The 26,495-nt window shown below is 53.1% G+C and carries 26 protein-coding genes and 2 pseudogenes; 23 read left to right on the forward strand and 5 right to left on the reverse strand.

Features of this window, described 5'->3' with window-relative positions:
* Positions 1-21 precede the first annotated feature (21 nt).
* From KUO17_RS08455 to KUO17_RS08465, 3 genes are all read left to right on the forward strand, one after another.
* Positions 22-1,782 (forward strand): site-specific integrase, encoded by a 1,761-nt coding sequence (locus KUO17_RS08455; protein WP_217975015.1) that lies wholly within the window; start codon positions 22-24, stop codon positions 1,780-1,782.
* Positions 1,769-2,170, forward strand: coding sequence for a TetR family transcriptional regulator (locus KUO17_RS08460; RefSeq protein WP_186517052.1), 402 nt, complete (start codon positions 1,769-1,771; stop codon positions 2,168-2,170). Before KUO17_RS08455 ends, KUO17_RS08460 begins: the two co-directional genes overlap by 14 nt.
* 114 nt (positions 2,171-2,284) lie before the next feature.
* Positions 2,285-2,437, forward strand: coding sequence for a hypothetical protein (locus KUO17_RS08465; protein ID WP_186517051.1), 153 nt, complete (start codon positions 2,285-2,287; stop codon positions 2,435-2,437).
* Positions 2,438-2,668: 231 nt separating this feature from the next.
* Here the strand turns inward: KUO17_RS08465 and KUO17_RS08470 are convergent, their stop codons facing one another.
* On the reverse strand, positions 2,669-3,013 hold the full coding sequence (locus KUO17_RS08470) for a hypothetical protein (protein ID WP_217975017.1): 345 nt from the start codon (positions 3,011-3,013) through the stop codon (positions 2,669-2,671).
* The gene (locus KUO17_RS08475) at positions 3,010-3,912 is read right to left on the reverse strand and encodes a nucleotidyltransferase family protein (RefSeq protein WP_217975019.1); all 903 of its coding nucleotides are present in this window, start codon (positions 3,910-3,912) and stop codon (positions 3,010-3,012) included. Before KUO17_RS08475 ends, KUO17_RS08470 begins: the two co-directional genes overlap by 4 nt.
* A 274-nt stretch (positions 3,913-4,186) precedes the next feature.
* On the opposite strand from KUO17_RS08475, the gene KUO17_RS08480 reads away from it, so the two are divergent.
* Positions 4,187-4,906: a hypothetical protein gene (locus tag KUO17_RS08480; RefSeq protein ID WP_186517049.1), complete on the forward strand. Its 720-nt coding sequence runs from the start codon at positions 4,187-4,189 to the stop codon at positions 4,904-4,906.
* 108 nt (positions 4,907-5,014) lie between these two features.
* On the opposite strand, the gene KUO17_RS08485 is transcribed toward KUO17_RS08480, so the two are convergent.
* A complete protein-coding gene (locus tag KUO17_RS08485; protein WP_186517048.1) occupies positions 5,015-6,214 on the reverse strand; it encodes a sel1 repeat family protein in 1,200 nt (399 codons plus the stop codon).
* Positions 6,215-6,787: 573 nt separating this feature from the next.
* Here KUO17_RS08485 and KUO17_RS08490 point away from each other — a divergent pair.
* The 9 genes and pseudogenes from KUO17_RS08490 to KUO17_RS08530 all read left to right on the forward strand — a co-directional run bounded on the left by KUO17_RS08490 (position 6,788) and on the right by KUO17_RS08530 (position 15,600).
* Positions 6,788-8,092 (forward strand): SIR2 family protein, encoded by a 1,305-nt coding sequence (locus KUO17_RS08490; RefSeq protein ID WP_186517044.1) that lies wholly within the window; start codon positions 6,788-6,790, stop codon positions 8,090-8,092.
* Positions 8,089-9,810, forward strand: coding sequence for an ATP-binding protein (locus KUO17_RS08495; protein WP_186517043.1), 1,722 nt, complete (start codon positions 8,089-8,091; stop codon positions 9,808-9,810). Before KUO17_RS08490 ends, KUO17_RS08495 begins: the two co-directional genes overlap by 4 nt.
* 220 nt (positions 9,811-10,030) lie before the next feature.
* Entirely contained in the window at positions 10,031-11,167 is a 1,137-nt protein-coding gene (locus KUO17_RS08500; protein WP_186517042.1) for a radical SAM protein, read from the forward strand.
* Positions 11,167-11,781: a 3'-5' exonuclease gene (locus KUO17_RS08505; RefSeq protein WP_186517041.1), complete on the forward strand. Its 615-nt coding sequence runs from the start codon at positions 11,167-11,169 to the stop codon at positions 11,779-11,781. The genes KUO17_RS08500 and KUO17_RS08505 overlap by 1 nt, the downstream gene beginning before the upstream one ends.
* Positions 11,778-12,359, forward strand: a complete 582-nt coding sequence (locus tag KUO17_RS08510) for an AAA family ATPase (protein WP_186517040.1) — start codon at positions 11,778-11,780, stop codon at positions 12,357-12,359. The genes KUO17_RS08505 and KUO17_RS08510 overlap by 4 nt, the downstream gene beginning before the upstream one ends.
* Positions 12,356-13,138 (forward strand): aldo/keto reductase, encoded by a 783-nt coding sequence (locus KUO17_RS08515; RefSeq protein WP_186517039.1) that lies wholly within the window; start codon positions 12,356-12,358, stop codon positions 13,136-13,138. Before KUO17_RS08510 ends, KUO17_RS08515 begins: the two co-directional genes overlap by 4 nt.
* Before the next feature lie 483 nt (positions 13,139-13,621).
* A pseudogene (locus KUO17_RS27110) lies at positions 13,622-13,801 on the forward strand (SIR2 family protein); the annotation flags it as partial.
* Positions 13,802-14,417: 616 nt separating this feature from the next.
* Positions 14,418-14,951 (forward strand): annotated as a pseudogene (gene tnpC, locus KUO17_RS08525) (IS66 family transposase); the annotation flags it as partial.
* 43 nt (positions 14,952-14,994) lie between these two features.
* The gene (locus KUO17_RS08530; protein ID WP_186517037.1) at positions 14,995-15,600 is read left to right on the forward strand and encodes a hypothetical protein; all 606 of its coding nucleotides are present in this window, start codon (positions 14,995-14,997) and stop codon (positions 15,598-15,600) included.
* Between the two features lie 237 nt (positions 15,601-15,837).
* Here the strand turns inward: KUO17_RS08530 and KUO17_RS08535 are convergent, their stop codons facing one another.
* Positions 15,838-16,209: a histone-like nucleoid-structuring protein, MvaT/MvaU family gene (locus KUO17_RS08535; RefSeq protein WP_186517035.1), complete on the reverse strand. Its 372-nt coding sequence runs from the start codon at positions 16,207-16,209 to the stop codon at positions 15,838-15,840.
* Positions 16,210-16,688: 479 nt separating this feature from the next.
* Between KUO17_RS08535 and KUO17_RS08540 the strand changes: the two genes are divergently transcribed.
* The 6 genes from KUO17_RS08540 (at position 16,689) to KUO17_RS08565 (ending at position 21,258) form a co-directional block, all read left to right on the forward strand.
* Positions 16,689-17,441 carry an alpha/beta hydrolase family protein gene (locus KUO17_RS08540; RefSeq protein WP_186517034.1) on the forward strand — a complete coding sequence of 251 codons (753 nt, stop codon included), beginning with the start codon at positions 16,689-16,691 and terminating at the stop codon, positions 17,439-17,441.
* Positions 17,442-18,144: 703 nt separating this feature from the next.
* Entirely contained in the window at positions 18,145-18,477 is a 333-nt protein-coding gene (locus KUO17_RS08545) for a carboxymuconolactone decarboxylase family protein (RefSeq protein WP_122388558.1), read from the forward strand.
* Between the two features lie 93 nt (positions 18,478-18,570).
* Positions 18,571-19,266 (forward strand): DsbA family oxidoreductase, encoded by a 696-nt coding sequence (locus KUO17_RS08550; RefSeq protein ID WP_217975021.1) that lies wholly within the window; start codon positions 18,571-18,573, stop codon positions 19,264-19,266.
* Between the two features lie 51 nt (positions 19,267-19,317).
* Positions 19,318-19,866, forward strand: a complete 549-nt coding sequence (locus KUO17_RS08555; protein ID WP_186517032.1) for an OsmC family protein — start codon at positions 19,318-19,320, stop codon at positions 19,864-19,866.
* An 88-nt stretch (positions 19,867-19,954) separates the two neighbouring features.
* Complete coding sequence (locus KUO17_RS08560) at positions 19,955-20,290, forward strand: thioredoxin family protein (protein ID WP_186517031.1); 336 nt, start codon at positions 19,955-19,957, stop codon at positions 20,288-20,290.
* Positions 20,291-20,364: 74 nt separating this feature from the next.
* The gene (locus KUO17_RS08565) at positions 20,365-21,258 is read left to right on the forward strand and encodes a DMT family transporter (protein WP_186517030.1); all 894 of its coding nucleotides are present in this window, start codon (positions 20,365-20,367) and stop codon (positions 21,256-21,258) included.
* 92 nt (positions 21,259-21,350) lie between these two features.
* On the opposite strand, the gene KUO17_RS08570 is transcribed toward KUO17_RS08565, so the two are convergent.
* The gene (locus KUO17_RS08570; protein WP_100633724.1) at positions 21,351-21,809 is read right to left on the reverse strand and encodes an Lrp/AsnC family transcriptional regulator; all 459 of its coding nucleotides are present in this window, start codon (positions 21,807-21,809) and stop codon (positions 21,351-21,353) included.
* A 176-nt stretch (positions 21,810-21,985) separates the two neighbouring features.
* Here KUO17_RS08570 and metC point away from each other — a divergent pair, with 176 nt between their 5' ends.
* From metC to KUO17_RS08590, 4 genes are all read left to right on the forward strand, one after another.
* Positions 21,986-23,170, forward strand: a complete 1,185-nt coding sequence (metC, locus tag KUO17_RS08575) for a cystathionine beta-lyase (RefSeq protein WP_186517029.1) — start codon at positions 21,986-21,988, stop codon at positions 23,168-23,170.
* Positions 23,171-23,293: 123 nt separating this feature from the next.
* The gene (bcaP, locus tag KUO17_RS08580) at positions 23,294-24,724 is read left to right on the forward strand and encodes a branched-chain amino acid transporter BcaP (protein ID WP_186517027.1); all 1,431 of its coding nucleotides are present in this window, start codon (positions 23,294-23,296) and stop codon (positions 24,722-24,724) included.
* A 76-nt stretch (positions 24,725-24,800) separates the two neighbouring features.
* Positions 24,801-25,991, forward strand: a complete 1,191-nt coding sequence (locus tag KUO17_RS08585) for an NAD(P)/FAD-dependent oxidoreductase (RefSeq protein ID WP_186517025.1) — start codon at positions 24,801-24,803, stop codon at positions 25,989-25,991.
* Positions 25,992-26,021: 30 nt separating this feature from the next.
* A complete protein-coding gene (locus KUO17_RS08590; protein ID WP_186517023.1) occupies positions 26,022-26,471 on the forward strand; it encodes a DUF1641 domain-containing protein in 450 nt (149 codons plus the stop codon).
* Positions 26,472-26,495 lie beyond the last annotated feature (24 nt).

Genomic DNA, 26,495 nt, shown 5'->3' on the forward strand with positions numbered 1-26,495 from the left:
ATAAACAAGCAATGGATAATTGTGAGCCGCTTTGGCGACGACAAATGGCAGGTAAGTGGACATCCTAAAAACCGCGCTAGAAGTCATACCATCGTAGACTTTTCCCGATACCCAGCCGAGTACAGAGATGCAATCAAGGAGATTGCCTACCGGTACTTAATCTGGGGAAGAGAAGGCACCAGAAAGCCAAAAGGCTCGACGCTACGCAACATGCTTAATGACTTGCTGCACTTCATTCGCTATCTAAAAAAACTGGGCGTAACGAACCTCAAGGACATCCCCAAAATTATTTTCCACAATTTCGCCCAAGAAACAAGTACATTAATAACCGCTAGAGGCAAACCGATTGCAAAACTTACCATTTCCAGACGTTTCCTTGCCATTGAGGCACTATTTGAACTAAGCCAACACACCAACCACCCTCTGAAAGCGCATCCATGGCCTGAGACCTCTGCGTTAGGGTTAGCGCGACTCACAGGCAGCAACGCCCAGCATAAAACCACGAGCTCTACGCCTCTCATGCCTGACTTGATTTTTAGCTCGCTATTTGCCAAGTCTCATGAGCTCATTAAAAATGGAAGCCGCCTACTGGATATTCGTGACGACCTAGACGAAGTCAAGATAAAATTTGGCGCAAGAGGACAGAGCAAATATACTGCCGAAAGGAAAAAAGTATTAGAAAATCACAATTACGAGAATGGCGCCAGCGTATTGAGAGAGGAAATCATACACCTCAGAACCGCCTGTTACATCGTAATTTCAAGCACATCAGGCTGTAGAAATCACGAACTTGCCAATCTCAAAGCTGGCGGGTATCACGACACAATTGACGATGATGGCGAAACTTACTATTGGATCAGCGCCGAATCTGAAAAAACTTACGCCGGCATCTGCAACTGGATGATTCCTTCTATCGGAATCGATGCAGTGAAAATCATGGAGCGTTTTGCGTTACCGTACCAGGCCATGATCGCTGATGAAATTGCAAGGCGTGAAAAAACTGACCCATTCGACCCAGAAATCGCTATCGCCAAGGCACACCAAGAGTCCTTATTCCTTGGTGTGGCCACTAGTAAGAATGCAGAGGCGCGCACACTTTCAGTGGGCAGCTGGAATAAACAACTCAAAAAGTTTGTCGAGCTTACTGGCTTAGACTGGAATATTTCAAGCCATCAGTTTCGGAAGAAGTTTGCAAACTATGTTGCACACAGCAAATTTGGTGACCTGCGATACTTGAAAGAGCATTTCAAACACTGGTCAATGGATATGACGCTTGGCTACGCTCTGGATGACTCGTGGGCCCAGAGTTTCGATTTGGAGCTATATGATGAAATCGAAACCGAGCTTGCCGCAATCAAAAAGGAGACAGTGGAAAGCTGGTTGGACGAGAGCGTATTAGCCGGAGGGTATGGCGCCAGCCTCAAGGAGTGGCAACGTGACCCTGACAACTTAGCGCTCTTCAAAAATCATGCCTCTATGATCAAGTCAATTTCTGAAAGCACGGCTATACGTAGCAATGGGCATGCCTGGTGCACCGCTGATAATAATGCATGCATCGGGAATTCAATGGATCGAGGGCGCTGCTCGGACTGCAGTAACGCCGCAATCGGGCAAACTCATGTACGAATTTATGAGGAATTGTACGCTAACCTTAAGAATCTTCTCGACGTTAAGGATATTGGAGAAGCAGGTATTGTCCGAATCACTCGTGACATTGAGAGATACGCCGCAGTTCTAACCAAACTTGGCCACAGCCCTGAGAAAAACAATGAACAACTCTAGAAAGCCTGCTGAAGATCGGGAAAAACTAATTCTTTTAGCCCTAGCACGGATAAGAAACAATCGCTCTAACAATGACGAAACCAAGGTGTCTATTTCAGCGGTAGCAAGGGAAGCTGGAGTTTCGGCATCGCTGATCCATAACCATTACCCAAAAGTCGCGGAGATAATTAGAACCGAGCAAGACAAATCAAGTAGAACCCAGCGAGACTTGAAACACAGCGAACTAAAATCCGAAAAAACAAAAAACACCGAGCTCAGGACAGAAAACAAGGAACTAAAGCTCCAGATAGCCAAGCTTGCATCCATTAACGAAATGCTGATTATAGAGAATCGGGAGCTTCGAGCAATCATAACATCTGAAAACGTATCGCACATACCAAAGACTTGACGTTAATTACGATGGCCAACCGATGGATTTTGGAGGAGCAAAGCTCTCATTTCTTCGCCCCACCTCCTTGGTTAACCTCTGGCGCTCAACCCCACCTTTAACAGGTCACCCAAGATGAACAACAAACAACGCCGGAGCCTCAAAAAAGCTCGTTTGAAAGCAAAGATCAGCGTGCCTCTCGCCGCCAGAATGGCTTTGGTCGATCCGCGAACCTGGCGGCAACGGGAAGCAGAGGGACGCAGCGAAATGACGGGTGCACTTGGATGACCTGGGCCTTGGACGGGCTCGTACGAGAGCTTCGTTGGAGTAGGAGTCTCAGTCGGCAAGGGCGTTCGCGCTCGTTATAAGTACGCGACCACAATCGCTCCATATGCTGTAGTTTGATAGGTGGCTTCGACGGGTGCCTAGTTAACGGCGAAGCACACGGAGAGGTAGTCGAACCATCAGCACCTCATGGCAAACCGCTGAGCTTCGGCAAGCCCAGCAGCTCTACGTCATTCAAGCCTCTGTTTCTGGGAGCTCTTGCGCAAAGCCAGTTAGCCACTCCCTATCCTCCCCTTTCCCTGCCTGGTCAAGGTACCGACGGCCTAGATCCGTAATCGCTATTTGCTCGACGCCATGCTCCAGAACATCAGCCTGCACTATCAGGTCAAAGATCTCTCCATTTTCAGCCTGGCTTACTGTCCCCTCCTCAGGCTTTGAAAATGTCTCGGCGATAGCTGCTTTCGCCTGGCTCTTGGTGTCGAACAGTTCGAGGATGCGTACATCCTCAGATTGATGCCGAGCGCAGACAAGCTCAGGCATACCGGGCACGCCGATGAAGAATACAGAGCGCTTCTTCAACCCGAGCACCTGGGGGTGTTTAGGCCCGCGCCGAATGAGCAGATGCCATTCGGGCCTCGTGCAGTGCGGTGAGGGATGAGCATCAACTGGCGAGTCTTCATGCTCTCAAAGCAACGGAGTGACAACGTCGGCGTCCCGACATGAATCAAAGTGCTCCCGCAGCGAAACGTTGCACGCTCGGCGACTGCCTCACTCCATGTCCCGTTGGGCTCAGTCAGATTTGCGACGCGCCAGATGGCGGGCACCAGATCACGGGTTTTTTGGGTCATGTCACTCGCGATAGTGATCAGCCTGGAATCTCTTCGAGATAAACCTGAGCCCGGGATGGGGCTCATCAGCTCATCGTTGAGAGGGAAGTAATCCCATTCAAGAAAACCTTCCTGGTAAAGCTTTGCAGCACGGATGAAATCATCACCGTGGGTGCGCAACTGCTCCGAACGCAACGGGATGCAGTCAGTATCGCGTGGAGCCCTTCCCGCATCTGCATCGGGCACGATCGAGTCGATTCTCGCCCTCCACACGTTTTCATCGTCACTGCCATCCCAAATGAGCACCGCGCCGGATAGCTCAGCACCGGAGCTATTCTCCTGCGGATCCCCATCGTAGAACCTTACGCCTGGGCATAAGCCGAAGAACGCACGTGTGTAGACCTTTGGCATTGGCTTGCCGCCCAACGCCTTCGTGTATTTGACGACAATATCCAAATCCCCGCACGTCAGAGCTCCGCGTGCGTATGAGCCGAATACCCAAAGCTGGTTGACTGTCATACGACAGACGCGCGGCTCATCGAACAGCATGTACTCAAATTCACGGGTCGATACCTTGTCCAGCGCTTCACAAATCCGAATCAGTTGCTTTGTGAACCGCTCCCTCGCGTACCGCTTTTCCTCAGCGCCCACTGCAACGCCTCCAAGCAAATAGGAATCAGGGTGCCCGTCGATGGGCGATGTGGCAATAGCGATGAGCCACTACTTCGTGTCTGCCCCGGGAACTCGTGTGCACTGTCCCCACCGTCTTGATAGCGTTGCGCCACTGTCGTATAACCATCACGCTCAAAGGCCAGTCACATTTGGTTTCACCGCATGCGGACGAAGGTCGCCGGGCAGGAAGGCCTCAGGTTAAACAGGGCCGCAAACCTCGCAGCTACAACCGACTTAAACATAGGGAAATACGATGCGCACAAAAGTGGCTGCCATTTTGATGGCTGGTTTATTGATGGCTGGTTGCAGCGATCCAAAGCAGGCGATGCTTCCAGCGGACATGGCCAAATGGTCAGAAGACCAGGGGCTCAAGGATGCTGTGTCCAAGCTGTCCGATGACGAAAAGAAGCTCTTCATTGGGTATGCAACACGCCTCGCGGTAGCAAGTGCGTTTGGGGGCAATAAAACCGTGACCGAGATGACGGTCAATGATGCTCTGAAGTCCCAGCAAGCCTGGTTGGACGAGAAGGCAGCTGAGCAAGAAAAGCAGAGGCTCCTGGCCGAGCAGATCAAGCAACAGCAGCTCGCGGCCCTCAAGGAAATGAACGCCACCCTCACTGCCTCCTTGGTTGAGCTAAAGCTCAATCCCAAGGACTACGAGCGAAGCAAATACTCGGAGTATTTCAGCATCAGTGTGGCCTTCAAGAACAATACAGCTGAGGCCCTGGCTGGCGTGAAGGGCACGGTTGTGCTGAAGGACATGTTCGGCGATGTCATCAAACGCATCCGGCTGGCTGACGACGCCCAGATCGACGCGGGCCAGAACTACATCTATCAAGGCACCATGGACTTCAACCAATTCGAAGCCTCGGACACCAAGCTCGCCTCGTCGAACACAGCAAAACTGCAGTTTGAATGGGAACCAGACACCTACATTTTCGTGAACGGTAAGAAGCAGGTTATGCCCAACTAAGACCCTGAGCCTGTCGCTTGGAAAGCCAGAGGTAACAGGGCGATGGAAATGACCCTATCGCCCAGTGTGCATCAACCCCACAAGCCGCTTTTCGGCCCAGTCGACTCGTTACAGACACTCACCGCCAGTATTGTGCTGCCGCCAGCGTCTGAGATTCTCCCCCTTTTCTTCGCAGATCCTGCGCAGCTCAGCAGCCTCAAGGTGAGTGTCAGAAGCGAAGGCGAAGTGATGTGCCGCTCGGTCATATTGATCCTTGGCCATGAACAGGTGGCCCAGTTTTAAGTGGGCCAGAACTGCCTGGGCGGGCGAAGCATTTTCAGAGTCATACACCCACTCATACCACCATAACGCCTCTTCAAGATCCGGTTTTATTTCCATCTCCCAGGCCCCCTCGCCCGCCAGCAAGCTCGCGAGCTTGAGCTGCGCTTCGATATCGCCTCCGACCGCTGCACACCGATAGAGCGACATCACCATACGCTTCGTGTCAGAGGAATGGTCGTGAGCCAAATAGATCTCAGCCAAGGCCGTTGCAGCCCCCTCGCACCTCATTTCGACACACTCCTTCAACATCCCAACAAGATGCTCAGGTCTCGGCATCTCTCCAGGATTGCGCAACCAAAGCCGAGCCATCGCAACCCATGCAGGTGGGTAATTTCCCGTTGTGGCTTCTGCATAAAGATCGAATGCGGCTCGAACGCTTTTCAACTGCCCTCCAACACCACGCTCCGCAAACTGAGCCAACTGGTACTTACTGACACTACATCCTTTGTACGCTCCTGATTCATAGGCCTCGGCAGCTTCATAAGCCCGCCCCTCCCCCAGGTGGTAATCCCCCAGGAAGCTGTACACCGACACATACCCGAGCTCTGCAGCCATCACTGCAGCTTTGAGGCCTCCGCCAGGTGTAGCCAGCGGGGGGAACTGGGCCCCCACAAGATAGAGCTTTGAGATCATTACCAACGCTCCCAACGAGCCATCCGCGTATACCATCTCAAGTTGCTCATAGATGTCGTCATACGCTGTGAGAAGGCTCTCGGGAGGCTGCCCTTGCTTTAACAAGGTTTCTAGCGTCTTGATCCGTACGCTGATTGCGCCGAGGCGAGCTTCAAGGTGTTCAATACACTCGGCCCTTATGGAAAACCAGCTCCTTCCAAATCTGCTCTGGCAATGTATGTCAAAACAGTCGGGATCTCTGTAGCCCTCTTTCACCATGCTCCCATCCGGCAGCTTGAGACGGCTTTCAAGGGGCTGATCGAGGTTCAGCGGAGGGAATTTAAGGGGAGAAACGGGTGGTAGGTCTGGCTTCATCGCGATCTCCAGACAATAGAAAACGAACTCCCCGCCGAACGGGGCAATGGTTTCTCATATTGTCTGGCCGCTTCCAGCTCACGGCGGAACGCCTGTAGAAGGCGTCTGGCATCAGATTAGAAGACACGCGAGACGTGTCAAGACGCTCGGATTTTACTGGGCAACCAATTGATTTCGCCGGGGCAAAGCTCTCATTTCTTCGCACCTCCCCTTGGGAAACCTCTGACCCTCAAAACCACGCCAAGGCGGGGTCGGTAAGACCCCCATCACACTCAACGTGGCAGCTTGCCTGGGGGAGACGGGAGCGGGATGAGCATTTTGGCCGGTTGGCCGCGAAGCCGAGAGACGATATGAGCGATCACCTCGACGTATTGGTTGTAGCAGCTCTCTTTCCCTCGCCGGCTAGCCGATGAGCCTTGTAACTAATTTCGCTAGATTCACCCTCCTACCCCACTTCCGGCGCCATAGCACCGATGTCATTATGCCAATACTGCGTTGCCCACAGGTTTCATCACGCGCACTCGATTGGCCCATAGCACGCCATCGGGATACGCCCCCTCAAGGATCGTGTTGATGTCCAACGAAAACGCCCCGCCAGCCCCAGCCCTTTCTGTAGAAGCCGTAGCCCCCCCGCCCCCTGCTGACAAACCTGTGGAGCTTGATGCCAACCGTAAGGGCCTTCAAGCCTACCTAGCACCAGGGGCTTCTGATTGGGCGCCTTTGAATGAAGAAGCCTACATAGTCCTCAAGGGCGTACCACCACCTGATCCAACAAGGATCGTTTCAAACCGCACAGCACTGTCGGACATGCTCGCTGCGGCACTGCAAGTTCCCAATCTTGGCTTTTTGGCTGGAAGTGGGACTTCGCTTGGTGCACCAGGTGGGCCGAGCATGTGGGATCTGTGGAAGCGCTCCATGTGCACACCCGGCTCAGGGGATCCCACTGAGGCGGCAGGGCGCGTGATGGATGTGGTGCGCTACAAAGAAACCATAAATCCAAATATCGAGCATTTCCTTTCTCAATGCGACGCCTATCTCGCCTTCAATAAAGACGCCACCGTCGAAGGGTTTGTCAGCGGGGTCAAAGCAGTCATCCTAGATGCATGCTCAGCATTCCTGCGAGCCCCAAGCGCCGATATCTCTGCATACAGGCAGTTGCTGCAGAAGCTGGCGAGACGACGAGTCCGAGACCCTCGCCTGAAGGTCTTCACCACAAACTATGATATGTGCTTCGAGACAGCAGCCTCTGACCTCGGGATGATGGCCATTGATGGATTCTCCTACACCCGCAGGCGGCGGTTCGATGGGAAACATTTCAGCTACGACATCGTCAGGCGAGAGGTGGAAGGTCATGAGTTCGCCGAAGGTGTGTTCCAGCTACTGAAGTTGCATGGATCGGTGAGCTGGAGCAGAGAGGGAAAGGACATCTACGAGGACACAGCGCCTACACCTGCGAACGCGTGCCTCATCTACCCAGCCAAAGGCAAGTACCAGCAGGCATTCCTGCAGCCTCACCTAGAGCTTCTGTCGCGCTACCTGGAGTTTCTGCGTCAGCCCAACAGTTGTCTCATCGTGGGGGGATTCGGCTTCAACGATGATCACCTCTCTGAGCCAATCTTCTCAGCGATCCAATCTAACCCGAGCCTGAAACTCATACTCTGCGACTTCCAGTGCATCACGCACCTGCATAACCGGGGACACCATGGCTCAAGCGACTATTGGGGCAGATTCCATGACCTCGCCAAGCGTGGCCTGGACATCCACTTCGTCAGTGGCTCGTTCAGCGATCTTGTCAGCCACATTCCGCACCTGAGAACAGCTTCTCCAGCAGAGCAGTTGGCGAATGCCGTCAGACGCCTGGGGAGCCAAAACGCATGAGTGCTCTCGACGGGATTCTGGCCAGCAATCTCAAAATTGGTGTGGTTTCGAGTGTGAGTGCCCAGCTGGTAAAGACGAACCTGGCGCATGCCGGCAATGTGAGCGGCCAATACTTGGGCCACAACCGTTACGGCAAAGGTGAGGTCGGCGAGCTTGTGCTCATTGAAGGCCAGCAAGCAGTGCTGCTCGGGCGCATAACCGAAGTGACGCTGCCTGACAGGGATCGCTCGGAGATTTCACAGGACTTTGCAGGTAGCCGCCAAATCGACGCAATAGGCTTCATACGCCTTCTGGGCTCCGTAAACCCGCAATCGCTGCGAGTCACAGCAGGAGTTAGCTCATATCCACGGCTTGGCGATCGGGTCTACTCCGCCCCTGGAGAATTCATTTCCCAGATCCCTTTGTTGACCTCAACGGGTGTGGACGGTGCGCCACCTGAGGTAGCGTTGAACCTTGGTCACGTTGCCGGGGATGGCGGATTTCCTATTGCCGTCACTCCCGAAAAGATATTCGGACGGCACTGCGCAATCCTGGGCTCCACAGGCGGAGGCAAGAGCTGGACGACATCCAAGCTGATCGAGGAGTGTCGCCGCTTCTCAGCCAAAGTAGTGCTGATTGATGCCACGGGCGAATACCGCTCGCTCGTTGGCGATGACACGGTTCATTGCCACCTTGGCAGCCCCCTCCACCGGGCTGAAGGCTCTGTAGAGGTCGCGATTCCCCCGACTAGCTTCACCGAATCCGACTTCATTGCCCTCTTCCAGCCATCAGGGAAGACACAAGGGCCGAAGCTGAGGGAAGCGATCAAAAGCCTCCGACTCGTACATCTCGCACCTGACCTGTTCCCGAGGCACATCGTCTTGAAGGTAGACCAATCGAAAGACGTCTATCGCGAGGCCATGAAGAGAGGCAACAACGCAAGCCTGGTAGGAAATCCAACAACGCCATTCAACCCTCGCAAACTGGTATCTCAGCTGGTGCAGGAGTGCTGCTTCCCGACCGCTTACAACGACTCTGAGCGTTTCGGGGGAGCCAGTAATGAAATCTCTCACTGCACATCTCTGATGACCCGCATCCTCGGCGTGATGGAGTCGCCGTCGCTGGGCTGCGTCTTCAGTCCCGCTGCCGGCCTTTCCAGTTTCGTAGATCAACTGGACAGCTTCATTCGTAGCGACAAGAGGCTGTTCAGGGTCTGCTTGAGCTCAATTGGATACGAGTTCAACGCCCGTGAGGTAGTGGCCAACGTTATCGGCAGACTACTGCTGCAGCGAGCCCGGGCTGAGGTTTTCAGGATGAGACCACTAATCACCATCCTCGACGAGGCCCATAATTTCCTGGGCAAAACCGTTGGTAACGAGGATGACCTACAGAATCTGGATGCCTTCGAACTGATCGCGAAAGAGGGTCGAAAATACGGGCTGAACATTTGCTTGGCGACCCAACGACCACGCGACATAACTGAAGGCGTGCTCAGTCAGATGGGTACCCTGCTCGTCCACCGGCTTACGAACGACCGTGACCGCGAAGTCGTTGAACGAGCCTGCGGTGAGATCGATCGCTCCGCTGCAGCATTCCTGCCAAACCTAAAGCAGGGTGAGGTAGCGATGGTGGGTGTGGATTTCCCGATCCCGGTTACGATTCAAATCAGTCGACCAACCCAACCTCCCATGTCGGATGGGCCGAGCTTCCAGAGCAGTTGGGGATCACTGGGGCATTGATCTGACGCGCATAGGCATGCATGGCAGTGACGATTTCCGCGCCAAGAGACGGAGTGTCAATCCGCATGGAAATCTTCATTGCCCAATTTGATGGCAAATTGATAGCCTACCAGCTCGCCTGCCTGGTAGTGCTTCACCCCAGTTCCGAGGACGCTCCAGGATGGATAGGCACACCTCGAAGGAACATCTGCAACTCGGTTGAGCTGCAAGGAGCGCGTCCATGGATAGAAACGTCGCTGTCATCAACGCCACGCAACTGGCACTGGTCAACCCGAGCCTCCGGGATCCTGTCGAGTACCGTAAAAGTGGCCTCAGCCTGAACCATATCGTCGGCTGCCCCCTGGACTGCAGCTACTGCGTGAGGCACCTGTTCGGTAACTTCGAGCAGCGCACTCCCCAGGCTGTGATGACCGACGAAGAAGCCTTCAGGCAGTTCGTTTCGCATCGCTTCTTCCAGCCTCATATCACGCCGATTCAGCTTTTCAACCGAGCAACCGATCCGATGCTTCCGGACGTGAAAGGCCATACCCATAACCTGCTGCGACTGCTCGATGAGGCAGGGTTTACCAACAACGTGCTTGTGATCACTCGCTGGCGTGTGACGCCCGAGGACTGCGAACGCTTCAATGCCCTGACGAACATCAAGCTGACGGTGCTGGTGACTTACTCAGGCATCGAAGACCCGAAGATCGAGCCCATCAAATCGTCGATCGCAGCCAATAGCCTGCGAACCCTGTTCAAACATGCGCAGCGTTACCGGACGTTGCTCTACTGGCGACCAATTGTCCCTGGGCTTAACGATTCCGAGGAACACATCGCTCGCGCCGCGCAGCTCGCAAAACACGCCCACGCAACGGTGTTCAGCGGGCTGTTTTATCGACAAGAGATTGCCCGGTACTACCAAAGCCAGGGTATTCCCGAGCCCTACACCTCAACCGCCAGACGTAAGCTGCTGCCGCTGGAGGAGGAGCAACGGTTGCTGAGCATCTATCAAGCGCACGCTCCAAGCACTCCGATATTCCGCAAGACCTCATGTGGGGTTGCCTATGCCCACCAGCAGCCCGATTACAACGGCCATTTCGGGATCACCGAGCTGTGTGACACATGCCCTTCCGCTCAATACGCCACATGCCAGGCCGCTTGGAAGAAGCCCGATGAGGCGCTTCTCAGCAGCCTATGCCAGCGGCTGGGCGCTGAGGGTGAACCGGTGGTAACAGAACGCTCCATCATTGTTCGCGGCCTCGATGAACAGCGCCGGTACTTCATGCAGCACACGCTTGGGTACCAGGTGCACGATGCCGACAAGCCACATCACTATGATCGCCATGGACGCGCGGAAGCGCAGAGGAATATCTGATGACTGATACGGAGTTTCAGTGGCCCTCCGAGCCCATCGTAATTGTCGACGTTGAGGGTAATGGCCACACACCGCCTGACCTCGTGGAGCTGGCTATCGCCTCGTTCCCTGTCGTCGAGGGTGATGAGCCTTCAAGCTGGCTCATCAAACCGCCAAACCCCATCACCTGGCAAGCCAAGCGTGTGCACGGCATCGGCAACACAAAAGTGCAGAGCTCACCTGTTTGGGAAGAGCTGCGGGACGATGTCGAACAACACCTTCAGGGCAAATGGTTCGTCGCGCACAACGCGTCAGTCGACTACGGAGTGATGAAGCGCCATCTGCCCGACTGGGCCCCGCTTGGTGTGATAGACACGCTGAAACTTGCACGCCATGTGTACCCAGATGCTCAAAGCCATAGCCTCTCCGCGCTGCTGGCTCTGACTGGCCTGGACGCTGAAGTTTCGGGCGAGTTGCATCGCGCCGGGGAGGACGCCCGAGTAACCGCCCTCCTCCTGGGCCGTTTGATTGAGGACTCCCTCCTCAATAGCTGGCCAGAAGTCTGCAAGATCGCTCAGCTCAAGATTCAGACCGTGGACAAAACACCCACACCTGAACAGGGAAGCTTGTGGTGAGTTCGGTCGTAATCGGGGTTGCCGGCACGCACTCAACCGGCAAATCCACCTTCTGTGCCGACTTGAGGAAGGTACTTGAGGTGAAGGGGATCCGCGTCGAAGTCATCCCCTCCTTCGGGGCACTTGCTGTTGAGCGAGGCATTCCTCTGCTCACCCAGCACACATACGACTCAACAATGTGGTTCATCGACCGGACGCTTGAAGCGGAGCACGCTGCCCGCGTCAACGCTGATGTTGTGTTGGTTGATCGCCCTGTCATGGATGCAGTGGCGTACTGGAACGCTGCCGTTGAGTACCGAGGCTGCGATTTGGCTGCGCATGAAGTAGAGGCCATTGGGGCCGTAATCATGAATCACAGCCCCAACTACACGACCGTTCTTGCCACGAAGCTGGATCCCTCCATCGCTCTCGGCCCGGGGCGAGACACGGACAGTCGCTACAGAGCATCAGTGGACACCCACCTGCATGCGCTACTTGAGCGGCACTCAATCCATCACCAGGTGCTGACTCCTGCGGCGCGCGAGGCGCGTCTAGCTCAAATCACCGCCGATGTATTCCTGCGCATGGGGTTGGCATGAAGTTCACGACACACGGGATGCTGGCCGGAAAGAAGATACGTCGCCTAGGTTTTGGCACCATGCGGCTGACAGGGCCAGGCATCTGGGGGCCGCCTGCTGACGAGAAAAACGCGATCGAGGTCTTGCGCTCGGCGGTGGCATTGGGTGTCCAACACATCGACACCGCCGACGCTTACGGCCCGCACGACGCCGAAAGGTTGATCCGCAAAGCTCTATATCCCTACGCAGAGGATTTGATCATTGCCACGAAAGGCGGGTTTACCCGCCAGGGCCCAGGGCAATGGACACCGTGCGGTGTGCCGGCCTATCTACGCCAGTGTGTCGAGATGAGCTTGCGAAAGCTCGGAGTCGAAGCAATCGATCTTTACTACCTGCACAGAGTTGATCCCAACGTACCGCTCGCAGATCAGGTCGGGGAGCTGGAGCAGTTGCGCGCAGAGGGCAAGATCAAGGCACTGGGATTGTCCAAAGTGACCGTTGCTCAAACCATCGAGGCAGCAGCGATCGCTCCGATTGCGGCAGTTCAGAATGCCTTCAGCCTTCTGAACGCCGAGTGCAAAGACGTGGTGCAGTGGTGTAAGGAAAACAGCATCGCTTTCGTCCCGTATGCCCCTTTGGGGGCTGGAAAATACCTTAAGTCCGAAGATGCCTCGGCGACGTCCCGCAGTGCTCTGCGCTGGCTGCTTGAGTACTCCCCTGTCACGTTCCCCATCCCAGGCACCTCTAGGATCGAGCACCTGGCAGAAAACATGAGAGCCGACTGTGAGCCGACGGCTTAGTGGTTAATCGGATGCAACTCCCCCATACGAACAGTTGGCCTCTCCAACTCACGAGGATTGTGTATGACCGCTGCTGCTCCTGATCCAACAGCTCAAATCGCCTTTTCCATGTTTGAGAACAAAAGCGTCTATGCCGTGCTTTTTGGCTCGGGCGTATCCCGCTCAGCTGGTATTCAGACCGGCTGGGAAATCACCCTGGAGTTGGTGAAACGTTGGGGCATCGCGATGGGTGCGGGAGAGCAGGATGACTGGGTGGCGTGGTACGCAGGTCAGACAGGAGAGCAACCCAATTACTCCACCCTACTCGAACGCCTGGCGACCACCCAGACCGAGCGGCGAGCCATCATCCAGGGTTTTCTGGAGCCTAGCGATGAGGAATTGGAGGACGGCCTGAAGCTGCCTACCCGTGCCCATCGGGCGATCGCAGCCATGGTCAAAACGGGTCATGTGCGCGTGATTATCACCACCAACTTCGACCGGCTGATGGAAAATGCGCTGCGCGATGTCGGCGTTGAGCCAACAGTCGTCAGCTCGGAAGATGCCCTCGCAGGGGCTGAACCGCTCACCCATGCTTCTTGCTACATCTTGAAAATTCATGGCGATTACAAGGATGCAAGGATCCTCAATACCAATGTGGAACTGGGCGAGTACCCGGCGGCGTTCAATACGCTGCTTGATCGCATCATCGATGAGTTCGGGCTCATCGTCGCAGGATGGTCAGGTGAGTGGCATCATGCGCTGAGGGCGGCGTTTTTGAGAGCACCGTCACGTCGGTATCCGACCTACTGGCTATCCCGGGGTCGATTGAGTGAGCGTGGTCAGGAGCTCATCACCCAGCGTCGTGCCACTACCGTAACCGGGATGGATGCTGACACGTTCTTCGACGGGCTGAACCTCAAGCTTGAGACTATCCAGCAGTCCCGTCTGCCGAATCCAGCTGGCATCGAGCTGACTCTCGCTATGGCCAAACGCTTTATGGCCAGACCCGAGCACCGGATTCAGCTCGATGACCTATTAACCAGCCAGGCTCATCAAGCGATCAGTCATTTGACTCCTCTATTTGCCGCAGAACCCGGGGACGTAACCTTGGAGCATCTGGCCGCACAAGCCATGACCTATGAGGCGGCCATTGAACCCTTGGCTCGTCTCGCTGGAGTCTTGGGACGCTGGGGGTCTGGAAGTGAGCGCGCATTGGTGACGGATGCCATCAAAGGTCTGCATGCCGCATCCCAGGCTCAACAGACTAGCTGGGTACCTTGGAGTGCTCTGAAGAACTACCCGGCAGCCCTGGTGCCGTCAGTGCGAAACACTAATCCAGGCGCCGGTACCGGCGCAGGTTATAGACAAAGGTATCCCGACCGCAGGCTTGCTGGCTCACGTGATGGTGGCCAAATTTGCCGATCACCTGCCGCTGTATCGGCAGGAGAAAATCTTTGGCCGCGCCGGGCTGGCAATCGCCCGCTCGACCTTGGCCCAGTGGGTCGGGCAAACCGGCGTGCGACTCCACCCGCTGGTCGATGCGTTGCGTGAAGCAGTGCTGAGCCAGGGCGTGATCCACGCCGATGAAACACCCGTGCAAATGCTTGCGCCGGGCGAGAAGAAAACCCACCGGGCCTACGTCTGGGCCTACAGCACTACGCCGTTTTCGGCGCTCAAAGCGGTGGTTTACGACTTCAGCCCAAGCCGTGCTGGCGAGCATGCACGCAACTTCCTGGGTGATTGGAAGGGCAAGCTGGTCTGCGACGACTTCGCTGGATACAAGGCCGGTTTTGAGCAAGGCATCACTGAAATCGGCTGTATGGCTCACCAACGCACTCTTCCCCTCCTCAGCCGAGGATCCCATTCTCAGGGCACTCATGGGGCTGCCATGGGCTGAAATCAAGCTAGACGACGGGCTCAGAGGCACTCCTGCGTTCAGGCGAACCCTCGATCTTCCTGAGTACCATCCGAGCTACGTGAAAATTGCTCCGACCCACACCGCCTTCTATCGCGGCACGAACATCCTTGACGTGCAGGATTCGATTGATGGCGCAGCCGAGAGCGGGATTGTGGTGAAGATCCCTGACTTAGTGCTGTATGGCTCGGCAAGCAAGAGCGCGCCTCTTCACTTTCCCCACATAAACAACCTGCTCGACGAGAATGGCACTGTTGCCTTCGAAGCTGACACACTCATCAAACTCGCTCAACAGGGTGAGTTTCCGCTTTACCAGAAAGGCATCGGGGTTCTACGACGCGAGCCCGACCTGTTCGAAGTCTGTGAACTGACTGTCAAACATCCGGGGCTGGAGATGACAGGCGCTGGCTACACGAAGGGATGGTGCTATCGAAGACAGCAGGAAGGAACATGGCTTAGAGAGGCGAACGAGGGGGAGTGCGACTGCGGTAGCGAGATAACTCACGGCGAGCACATTTCCGCGCTCCACATTGCCGAGGACTTTCTCAATGGCACTAACGCCGACTAGATCAGAGCCGCACTGTGCCCCCCCGAAGGCTTTCGAGTGAAAGAACAGAACAACCCTGGGCCACCCTGAAAGCATGTAGTCCAACTCCGGAAACTCCACCTTGACTGCAAACTGGCATAGCAAAACCCCTACTGCCGAAGGCGCAGAAGTTCCTTTTCGACCTGGCCTTCAAAATCCCATATATCCCTATCCCATAAAAAAGGGCCCCGCAGGGCCCTGATTTGTACTCAAACAGTGTTACTTAGCCAACCAGGATTCGACCTCTTCGGCACCGTGCTCAGCCTTCCACTCTTTGAGCTGCTTGTGATTGCCACCTTTAGTTTCGATGACTTCACCAGTATGCGGGTTTTTGTAATGCTTGACCTGGCGCGGCTTGCGATTGCCTTTTTCAGCAACTGCGGCAGGAGCTGCGCGGCGAGAAGCGGCTTGAGGATCGAGGATGGCAACAACGTTACGCAAGCTATAATTGTACTCGCCCAATAAGTTGCGAAGCTTTTTCTCAAATTCGATCTCGCGTTTGAGACCATCATCGTTTTTCAAGCTTTCCAGCTCAGCCAACTGTGCAGCGAGCTGTTGTTCAAGGGCGCGGAATTCAGCGAGCCTAGACATATCGGTTCCTTTTAGATTATTGGTTAGGCTCGTTTTGAGCCTCAGGCAGAGCCTGGTGAGACTGCACGAATAGTACGATGGCCGAAGCTGCCGTGTGAAGGGTGTAGGCCACCATGTGGCAGTCAATTTCTTTGGCAACAACCCCTTGGCCAGACCGGCCTCAGCATTGCGAATGACAAGATTGGTCTGACGCTGTCCGTGAAGTTCGGCATTTAACCGGGCGCTCCAATAGTAACGTATAAAACACGCTCTGGTGATCAGTCACCCCCCCTCAGTGCTTAGCACCGTGCAGCCCTGTGCCAGTTCGCCCCCCTCTAAAAATCGAGGCTGTCAATCACGATTGCAAGCACACCTACTAGATGGTAGGCTTCGATCTATTCGAGTTCGACCCTCAATTCCCTACCACCTTTGCGACAATTCACACACGCAAAACTCTCAGCAAGCCTACTCCAAGACCAATGCTTCCTACGGAGCTAAACATGACCAAACAGAAAATTACGTTTCCAAATTCCCAGGGCATGAACCTTTCAGGTCTGCTTGAGGCGCCTCAGTCACCTAAAGCTTACGCATTGTTCGCGCACTGTTTCACGTGTGGAAAAGATATAAAAGCAGCCGCCCGAATTGCCAAAGCGTTGGTAGACAATAATATCTCTGTGCTTCGATTTGACTTCACAGGTCTTGGTGGCAGTGATGGAGATTTCTCCAACAGTAATTTCTCTTCTAATGTTGCCGACTTAGTAGCTGCAACAGAATATTTGCGTAATTTCCACCAGGCACCATCCCTTTTGATTGGACACAGTTTAGGCGGCGCCGCAGTTATAGCAGCGGCCAAGCACATTCCAGAGGCAAAGGGGGTAGTTACAATCGGCGCTCCCGCCGATGCGTCCCATGTCATGAAACAGTTCAAAGGTCAGGTGGAAACCATCAGAGACATTGGTGAGTACAGCGTAACGCTTGCAGATAGACAATTCACAATAAAAAAGCAGTTTCTTGACGACATTGAGAGCCACCAGCAGGATAACAGTGCTGCGAACTTGAAACGTGCGCTTCTTGTCTTTCACTCCCCCACGGACAACATCGTATCGATAGAACAAGCGCAGAAGATTTACCAAGCAGCTAAACACCCTAAAAGCTTCATTTCACTGGATTCCGCCGACCATCTATTAACTAACAGTCGAGATGCGGAGTATGTTGCCTCATGCATTGCCGCCTGGAGCTCTAGATATCTATAACAGTGTTACTGCCTCGATCTAAAGGAATTGTCTTATGCGATACTGCTCAATTTTGGCCCTAAAGAAGGCTAGGGAACAAGGGAAAGAAACTCCCCTCTGCTGCGATAGTGAATCGGCACAGCGACAAGGGAAAGAGAGTGCCAGTAGCAGTTCTTGGTCTATGATATTTCTCATCATATTAGTGGCGTTTTTTGCGTTAGCTCTAATGCAATCGTCCTAATCCCAGCGTTAGCGTAGGTGCGAGAATTCTGCATAGGGCTGGCACCCTACTCTTCAGCGGTCGCAAGGCTGTGTTGTTGCCGCCACCAATGACGAGCTCAATCGTGAAGCCATCCTAGACACCTAACGAATGGCCGTAGCTCCCCTTCAGACCAATTCCGCCAGTCGAGTCGATCACGTACAGCATCGGCTCACTCATATCCACTGCGGGAAACGGCTAAGCGGCAGGGGTGAGGAAAGCACAGGTAGCTCAGCATCCACAGCGCTCCGTGACCGCCGGAAGCTTCTGAAAGCCAGATATCAAGCCAAGTCCAGCCGACCAGACACAGAGGCTCGGCGCAAGTGATTGCGCCTGTTGGCTGGGAAATCCTAATAAATGAAACAGAATTGCTATTCCTACCTACTAGGTGGTAGGCTTGTTTTCCTTTCCCGCAACCATACTAAATGTTTAATTTCTACGCCTTGGCGTAGCTGAGAGGATCACATGCAAGATTGGAAACAGGCCCGACAAGACATCAACGCCCGCGTTATGCAGCTTGGCTCGCTTTCGCCAGAAACCATTAAAGGTGTAATGGCACTAGGTGGGGCTGGCGCAAAAACCAATCACCTAGACGCGAAAACCCGCGAGCTGATTTCTCTTGCGGTAGCGGTGACCACTCGCTGCGACGGCTGCATTGCTTTCCATGTAGCCGAAGCTAAGAAGCTTGGTGTTACGGTTGAGGAGGTCTCAGAAGCTCTGGGAGTCGCAATCAACATGAACGCAGGCGCAGCTCTGGTTTATAGCACCCATGTGCTAGACGCCTTCGACAAAGAATGACCTAAAGGGGCTGTTTTCCTAATGAGCAGCCATCCTTTTCCCGTCCGCGCCCAGACTAATAACTGGGCTGCTGAATCTTTCAGGTGATACAAAATGAGCGCAGAATCCAAATTGATCACGATTGACGTTTGGTCGGACTTCGTCTGCCCTTGGTGCTGGATTGCGAAGCGCCGGTTCGAGATTGCCCTCGCCGATTTCGAGCACAAGGACTTGGTTCAAGTTAACTACAAGGCATTTCGACTCGCTGCTGGCCAAAAAGCTGCACCGATAAAACAGGTTCTTGCGCAGAAGTTTGGCAACGAGCAGTCTGCCAAGGGGATGATCCAGGCTGTTGTTGCGAACGCCACAGAAACAGGCCTCGTTTACAACTTTGACACTATGCTTTTTGGAGACACCACAAAAGCACATGCTCTCGTCAAAGCAGTCGACGATAACGACATCAAAAAGGCTCTCAGCGAACGCCTTTATAAGGCCTGCACCACAGATGGACGCTCGATCTTCGAAGTGAACTCATTAGCGGAAATTGCGGGAGAAGTCGGCCTTTCAGAAAGTTTCGTCCAGAATGCCTGGAATGATGAGACGCTGCCTTACCTAGTCGCCAAGGATGAGAAAGAGGCTCGTGAGGTCGCAAACGGCGTTCCTCTGTTTGTCTTCAACAACGGCTTCTACATTTCGGGAGCCCAAACCGTTGACGCATTCAAACTGGCGCTACAACGAATGCATTCGGATGCCACCGAAGATGAATCTTTTCAAGGGCAGACCTGCGGCCTAAACGGATGTGACAGCTGATGAACATGCTCGCACATTAACGATAAATATTAATTTCTGTAGGCCGTCAGTATGAACAACATTGTGAATGGTATCGACGTTACTAATCTAGAGAACTTCGCTCGCGAAGTAGCGGCGGATGACACAAAAGCTGAAGTCCGCTTCAATGTCCAGACTAAGTGGATGGGCCAAACCAAAAGCGTTACGAATGTTACTCAATGCAGGCTTGCCGGTCGGCAAATAGCGCGAGACTTCCAGATCGTCTCGGACGAGCCTGTTGAGCTGCTGGGTGAGAATACAGCTCCCGGCCCAATGGAGCTGCTGCTTGCCGCCCTGAATGCTTGTATGTCGGTGGGTTACGCAACAGGCGCTGCGGCGAGGGGCATCAAAATCAAGAGTCTTGAAATTGAAACGGACACTAATCTAGATCTACGTGGATTCTTGGGTCTTGATGAAAGCCTCAACCCTGGCATAAATGAAATTAACTACAAAGTAAAAATTTGCGCAGACGCGCCTCAGGATCAAATTGAGGAGCTTCATGCACACGTCATTAAAACCTCGCCAAACTTCCATAATATGGCGAGAGAAATCAAAGTATCGCCTAAACTAGAGATCATATAATATCTGGCAGCATCATCGCTGAAGGGACGCCAAAGTACTACCTGGCGGCCCTACGCAGCACTTTAAGAACAAGCTTGGATATGTTTCTATGAATGACACTCATGACTTAGATGCAGACGGGCTGTATAGAGAACTTAGCGTACCCCATAGACTTTTTGTGGTCTACTTCTCTGCTCCTTGGTGCGGCCCGTGCACCGGAATGAAGCCAGTCTTCCAAAAGCTCGCTGACGCCTACTCTCAGCTCGCGTCATTCAGACACGTTGATGTCGCCCTGTCCCCCACGGTTGCGAAAGCATTAAATATTCACGGCGTTCCTTCAATCGCAGTATTTAGAGAGGGGATTCTCTCTAAGTTGATCATGGGTGCGAATTCATACAGGGAGTTGCAGAAAGCTCTGGAAATTGAATTCAAATACATGGACTGAAGCGACCTTTAAGGTTGACACTCTATAACAGATTCTCGGTTGGAAATCTGACCCTACCCAGTGGAAGACTTCTCTTGAATACACGTCTATCTGCCGCTCTCACCACCAAAAAAACACAACGCGTTGTCATTCTCACCGCTATCGCTTTGACCGCCTTTGCTGCGAACTCAGTGCTGTGCCGCGTCGCACTGCGCCACAGCGCTATCGATCCGATCAGCTTCAGTGTCATACGTTTGGTGAGTGGTGCACTGATCCTATGGGTGATTCTTAAGTTTCAGCGGCCAGTAAAAAAGGCGACAGGTTCCTGGGGGGGAGCTGTATCACTCTATGTTTATGCCTTTGCGTTTTCCTACGCGTACCTGAAACTAGACACCGGTACCGGCGCACTTGTTCTGTTCGGCGCAGTGCAGCTAACCATGCTCGGGTACGGAGTTCTGCAGGGAGAGCGTATGGGCGTCTTGGCACTGCTAGGCCTAGTGTTGGCGGTTACTGGCCTTGTCGTGCTGCTTCTTCCTGGATCCAGCGCTCCGCCGCTGACAAGCGTAGTAATAATGCTAGCATCAGGGGTGGCATGGGGGGTCTACTCAATACTCGGTAAAGGCTTAACTGATCCGTTGGCGGCTACAGCTGGCAACTTCATGATGTCTGTGCCGCTAATCATGCTTACCTCCCTGCCCTTCATATCCTCTTTCCATGCAGACGTTGTCGGTATTACCTCTGCCGTCGTATCAGGCACAATCGCATCAGGCGCGGGATACGCTATCTGGTACGCGGCGGTTCGACATCTCTCATCTTTTCGCGCAGCTACGGTACAACTGACCGTGCCAGTGATTGCCTCCATCGCCGGAGTTCTACTGCTAGGGGAAACCTTTACTACTCGACTTGGCCTAAGCTCCCTCACAGTACTAGGTGGCATTGCCCTGGTACTGTCAGCTAAGCAAACAGCTTCATTAAAGCCGAGAGACTGAAAAGCATCGACACGTGCAGCACAGTCGATCTTAGGCTGCACGCACTGCATCAATCGCTGAGGCAAGTTCCACATCGCGCGTAACCTTGGCACTCACAAAGGAAGAGTCGGGCACCTTTTGATCTCTTTGAGAGAAAAGCCCGTATACATCTCCTTAATATTTCCCAAGCGGCGGATCTTATACATAGCCAGCTGATGGAAATCGTCCATGTCTTTAACCACCACCTGAAGTAAATAGTCATACTTCCCAGATATGTTATGACAGGAAATCACACTTGGAAGTGAATTGATTCCCTTCTCAAAGTTGTCCATCGCCTCCTCAGAATGCGTATCCAACGTAATACTGATGAAAGCAAAAACATTCAAACCAATAGCTTTTCGGTTAAGGGAAGCGTGATACCCCTCGATCACCTCTTCTTCAAGCCGCTTCAATCGCTTCCAGCTTGCAGGGGCCGAAAGCGAGACGCGAGCTGCAATCTCAGCGTTGGTGAGACGACCGTTCAACTGAACGATCTCAAGGATCATTCGATCCACCTTATCCAGCTCAATCATGGGCGCATCTCGGGCAATGGCAGAAAAATCTAAATTAATCGGATACGGAATTTTCCTAGACAGCCCTAATAATATTAACTAGAAAACCGCCATGCAAGAAATATACGAAAGAAAATTTCTCTAGGAAATAAATATAATTAACTGGTCTAGCCACGCATCGATCAGAGAGAAAAGCCTTGAATAACAATAAGTTAACCACCTCAAGCGCGACGGTGATTGCTCACGCAGGTAGCCATCCCGAAGACCACTACGGTTTCGTCAACCCTCCTATCTACCGAGGTTCGACAGTCGTTTTCCCAAGCGTCGACTGTATGCAGAATGGCGACCAGCGCTATCAGTACGGTCGATGGAACAATCCATCGACCGAGGCCCTGTGCGAAGCTATATCAACGCTGGAAGGCGCCACTGGGGCCGTTCTGTGCCCTTCCGGCCTATCCGCGTGCGTTACCGCGATATTGTCCGTTGTAGGCTCAGGCGACCATATTCTGGTACCGGACAGTGTTTATGCCCCGACACGCCATTTTTTGGATACTGCAGGAAAACGGCTGGGTATTCAGACAACCTACTACGACCCTCAAATTGGAGCGGGCATCTCCGAACTTTTCCAATCTAATACTGAGGCGGTGTTTACTGAGTCCCCAGGCTCTCACACCTTTGAAATTCAAGACATCCCGGCAATCGCCAAGGCCGCACACGCCCATGGCGCACTGGTTCTGCTCGATAACACCTGGGCGACGCCGCTTTACTTCAAAGCGATCGATCATGGCGTTGATCTCTCGATTATGGCTGCCACCAAGTATATCGTTGGTCACTCTGATGCCCTTATCGGCACCATCGCCGCATCATCACGCGCATGGCCGCAACTGAAAGCCTACCATTTCCAATCGGGCACATATGTGAGCCCGGACGACGCGAATCTGGCACTGCGAGGACTTCGGACATTAGACGTTCGTCTGGAGCGACATCAACGCAGCGCCCTGTGCGTGGCAAAATGGTTGGAAGAGCAAGACCAAGTTTCTCGTGTCATTTACCCTGGGCTACCATCCCACAAAAATCACTCCCTATGGCGCCGGGATTTTACAGGCGCAACCGGCCTCCTATCGTTTGTTACCAAATCCGCCCCCATTGAAGCAGTCAAAGCCCTTCTTGATGATCTAAGTCTTTTCGGACTCGGCTATTCCTGGGGTGGTTTTGAGAGCCTAGCGATGACAGTAGATCCACGAAAAATGCGTACCACAACCACCTGGGAGGAAAAGGGTCACCTGATTAGACTTCATATCGGCTTGGAAAATGCAGAAGACCTGATCGCCGACCTCAAACTGGGCTTTGATAGATTCGATCTGATTTGCCATCAGGCTTAACATTGATCGAGCGTTAATTAACCGATTAAATAAATAAAGCCTTGCGCACGCTAAGACAGGGGGATCCGATAGGTTACCCCCCTTCTTCACGTACTGCCGAGAATAATAAAACCGGAGGCAATTGTGAGCATTTTTAGAACAAAAAGCTTAGACGAAATAAGCAAACTACAATCTTCAAAAATATCTCTAAAAAGGGTGCTCGGGCCCGTCGACCTTATATTTATCGGGGTGGGCGCCATTGTAGGAACAGGTATTTTTGTTTTAACGGGCACGGGCGCTCTAACAGCTGGGCCTGCACTGACAGTTTCGTTCATCATCGCTGCTTTAGCGTGTGGCTTTGCAGCACTCTGCTATTCAGAGTTTGCATCAAGCATTCCGGTAGCAGGCTCCGTCTACACCTACAGCTACTTCACACTCGGTGAGATTGTTGCATGGATGATCGGCTGGGATCTTATGCTTGAGTACGGGTTGGCTAGCGCCGCAGTATCTGTTGGGTGGTCTGGTTACTTCCAGTCTCTTCTAAGTGGGTTCGGACTTTCGTTACCCACCGTGTTGACTGCAGCACCCGGGGCGCTACCAGGCGTTAGTACCTTCTTCAACCTTCCTGCGTTTGTCATCATGATGGTAATCACGTGGCTGCTTTCTGTTGGAATACGTGAATCTGTAAAAATCAACAACATCATGGTGGCACTCAAAATTGCAGTCGTACTTTTGTTCATTATTGTCGGCGCCCGACACGTAAAGCCCGAAAACTGGCAGCCCTTTGCGCCTTTTGGATTCAATGGAATAATGAGCGCAGCAGCATTGGTCTTCTTTGCGTTCATTGGTTTTGACGCAGTATCTTCTGCAGCCGAGGAAGTCAAAAGACCCGAGCGTGATTTGCCTATCGGGATTATTGGTTCACTTGGTATATGCGCGATATTGTACGTCGTGGTGTCCATGATCATGACAGGTATCGTTCCATTCGGTGAGTTCCTCGGCGTCGACCATCCCGTCTCGCTAGCCCTCCAACATGCAGGTGAAAACTGGGTAGCAGGCTTTGTCGACTTGGGTGCTATCTTGGGGATGACCACGGTCGTGCTTGTAATGCTCTATGGGCAATCCAGAATTATTTTCGCTATGTCTCGCGATGGATTGGTGCCCTCTAAGTTTTCCGAAATTCACCCTAAATATGGAACACCATTCTTCACTACTTGGGTGATCGGCATAATTTTCGGCCTTATCGCAGCAGTAGTGCCATTAAATGTACTTGCTGAACTTATGAACATAGGCACGCTAGCCGCATTCTGCCTTATTTCATTTGCAGTAATCGTACTTAGGAAAAAGCGGCCCGATCTGCCACGTGCCTTCAAATGCCCTCTCGTACCGCTCGTACCAGCACTCGCGATTATTTTCTGCATTACGCTCATGTCGTATCTAAAACTGCACACATGGATTGCATTCGGAGCATGGCTGCTCATTGGTGCCGCAATCTACTTTCTATACGCCAAAAAACACTCAAAACTCAATACCTCTACGGATGGCGCACTGAACACAGGCATTCCCCCGGCCTAATCCGCTAGAGCCTCATTGTGGCCAGCCTCGCTCACAGCACGACTGGCCTTCGTTTAGCTAAAACTATGGAGAGCACATGTCCCATCGGATAATTATTGTCGGCGGCGGCATTGGCGGCACAATGACTGCCAATCACCTTGCCACCAAACTCTACCCTGAAATACGCAGTGGTAAAGTAGAAATCTTGATGTTGTCAAACTCCCCCTGGCACTACTACAAACCAGCCTTCATGTACATCGCCTTTGACAGCTTCTTCAAGAATGAACTCAGGCGGCCTCAGCGCAGCCTACTCCGCCCTGAGATTGACTTTCTTATTGAAGAGGTCGAGGAATTCCAATTCAATATAAACCGCGTGAAATGTAAGAGCGGAAAAGCATACGGATACGACCAACTCATTATCTCCACAGGGTGCATACCAAGCCCTGAACGAATCGACGGCCTAAAAGAAGGCGGTGATCACTTCTATCAGCATGAGCCTGCGCGGCAGCTTGCAGATAAGTTAAAGTCGATCGAAAAAGGTCGCATCCTAGTCACGGTAACATTCCCCAAGACGCCCAATGTACCTCATCAATGTGGTATTGCGCCCATTGAAACTACACTAATGCTTGACGACCTGCTACGTAAACGCGGCGTTAGAAACAAGGTGGAAATTGTCTACACGTACCCCACCGTAGCTCAACTGTTAAGAAACTGTCTTTTTTTGCAAAAGGACACCTGCGAAGTACTACCAAGCATATTTGAGCAAAGGGGCATCAAGCATCAAAGAAGCTTTACTCTCAACAGAGTTGATCCAGAAAGCAATATCGCCTTTTCAGAAGAGGGTGGGGCTGAAGATTTCGATATCCTTATGGCAACCCCACCTATCCGCGCCGTAGAGGCGGTCAGAAACTCCGGACTATCGCAAGCTGCAGACGATGAAGGGTGGCTCCCTACAAATTATCAAACCATGAAAGTCTATGGCTTAGAAAACGTCTATGTTTTGGGCGATACCGTTGATCTCCCCGTGAGCAAGGCCGGAGGCGCATGCCATAGCCAGTCCCCCGTTGTAGTAAATAACATAGCCTCCGAGCTTCGTTTCGGGCGGACTTGCGACAGTTACGAGGGCAAGGTTGCTGCAATTGCTCAGATGGGACTGGAGGCAGGAATGCCGCTCTGGTACGACTATGAAAGTGATGTAAAGCCTACGCCCCCCACTAAGGTTGGCGGACTTATGAGGAAAAGCTTCAATAGAGGCATATATTGGGCGGTCGCGCGCGGCCTGGTGTAACACGATCAATAATTTTACAGGACACCTCAGATGAGCTTACTCTCTGAACAAGGAAGCGCCTCGGAAAATCAACCGGGAGCGCCCTCGATTTTGGAATCGTTGGAACTTAGCGAGGCGGCGCTCGAAGGGCTCAGGCTGCTTGTCGTAAAGCTTGAGCCACTCTTGGCCGGAGATCGACTCTCAAGGCTGGTCGACCTAATGTCAGTTGCGACCGACATCGTCGACATGAGCGATTCTTACATGGTCGAAAAGCTAGCAAATGTCTTCGAAGAAGGCACGTCTGCTGCATGGTTAGCGGGTAACGCAGCTCGCGTCGCAAGCGCGCAAGTGAGCAAGCTTTCGGAACCCCCCTCTTTAATCCGTTTGCTTCGGATGACCTCTGATTCGGATGTCAGACGGGGACTAGCATTTGCGTTGGAATTTTCGGGAGCACTCGGAAAGCAACTAAACCATGGCGTTACCAACCATTTAGAAGACTGACACCGTTTTCGCAGACCAAGACGC

Origin of the sequence: Pseudomonas aegrilactucae (genome assembly GCF_019168305.1) — a bacterium.
Lineage (GTDB): Bacteria > Pseudomonadota > Gammaproteobacteria > Pseudomonadales > Pseudomonadaceae > Aquipseudomonas > Aquipseudomonas aegrilactucae.

Coding starts and splice junctions, on each gene's coding strand:
- KUO17_RS08540 (WP_186517034.1), top strand. CDS start 16,689: ATGACCAAACAGAAAATTACGTTTCCAAATTCCCAGGGCATGAACCTT.
- KUO17_RS08570 (WP_100633724.1), bottom strand. CDS start 21,809: ATGATTGAGCTGGATAAGGTGGATCGAATGATCCTTGAGATCGTTCAG.
- KUO17_RS08460 (WP_186517052.1), top strand. CDS start 1,769: ATGAACAACTCTAGAAAGCCTGCTGAAGATCGGGAAAAACTAATTCTT.
- KUO17_RS08515 (WP_186517039.1), top strand. CDS start 12,356: ATGAAGTTCACGACACACGGGATGCTGGCCGGAAAGAAGATACGTCGC.
- KUO17_RS08585 (WP_186517025.1), top strand. CDS start 24,801: ATGTCCCATCGGATAATTATTGTCGGCGGCGGCATTGGCGGCACAATG.
- KUO17_RS08560 (WP_186517031.1), top strand. CDS start 19,955: ATGAATGACACTCATGACTTAGATGCAGACGGGCTGTATAGAGAACTT.
- KUO17_RS08480 (WP_186517049.1), top strand. CDS start 4,187: ATGCGCACAAAAGTGGCTGCCATTTTGATGGCTGGTTTATTGATGGCT.
- KUO17_RS08505 (WP_186517041.1), top strand. CDS start 11,167: ATGACTGATACGGAGTTTCAGTGGCCCTCCGAGCCCATCGTAATTGTC.
- KUO17_RS08490 (WP_186517044.1), top strand. CDS start 6,788: ATGTCCAACGAAAACGCCCCGCCAGCCCCAGCCCTTTCTGTAGAAGCC.
- KUO17_RS08545 (WP_122388558.1), top strand. CDS start 18,145: ATGCAAGATTGGAAACAGGCCCGACAAGACATCAACGCCCGCGTTATG.
- KUO17_RS08500 (WP_186517042.1), top strand. CDS start 10,031: ATGGATAGAAACGTCGCTGTCATCAACGCCACGCAACTGGCACTGGTC.
- KUO17_RS08590 (WP_186517023.1), top strand. CDS start 26,022: ATGAGCTTACTCTCTGAACAAGGAAGCGCCTCGGAAAATCAACCGGGA.
- KUO17_RS08550 (WP_217975021.1), top strand. CDS start 18,571: ATGAGCGCAGAATCCAAATTGATCACGATTGACGTTTGGTCGGACTTC.
- KUO17_RS08495 (WP_186517043.1), top strand. CDS start 8,089: ATGAGTGCTCTCGACGGGATTCTGGCCAGCAATCTCAAAATTGGTGTG.
- KUO17_RS08535 (WP_186517035.1), bottom strand. CDS start 16,209: ATGTCTAGGCTCGCTGAATTCCGCGCCCTTGAACAACAGCTCGCTGCA.
- KUO17_RS08530 (WP_186517037.1), top strand. CDS start 14,995: ATGGGGCTGCCATGGGCTGAAATCAAGCTAGACGACGGGCTCAGAGGC.
- KUO17_RS08465 (WP_186517051.1), top strand. CDS start 2,285: ATGAACAACAAACAACGCCGGAGCCTCAAAAAAGCTCGTTTGAAAGCA.
- KUO17_RS08485 (WP_186517048.1), bottom strand. CDS start 6,214: ATGAAGCCAGACCTACCACCCGTTTCTCCCCTTAAATTCCCTCCGCTG.
- KUO17_RS08555 (WP_186517032.1), top strand. CDS start 19,318: ATGAACAACATTGTGAATGGTATCGACGTTACTAATCTAGAGAACTTC.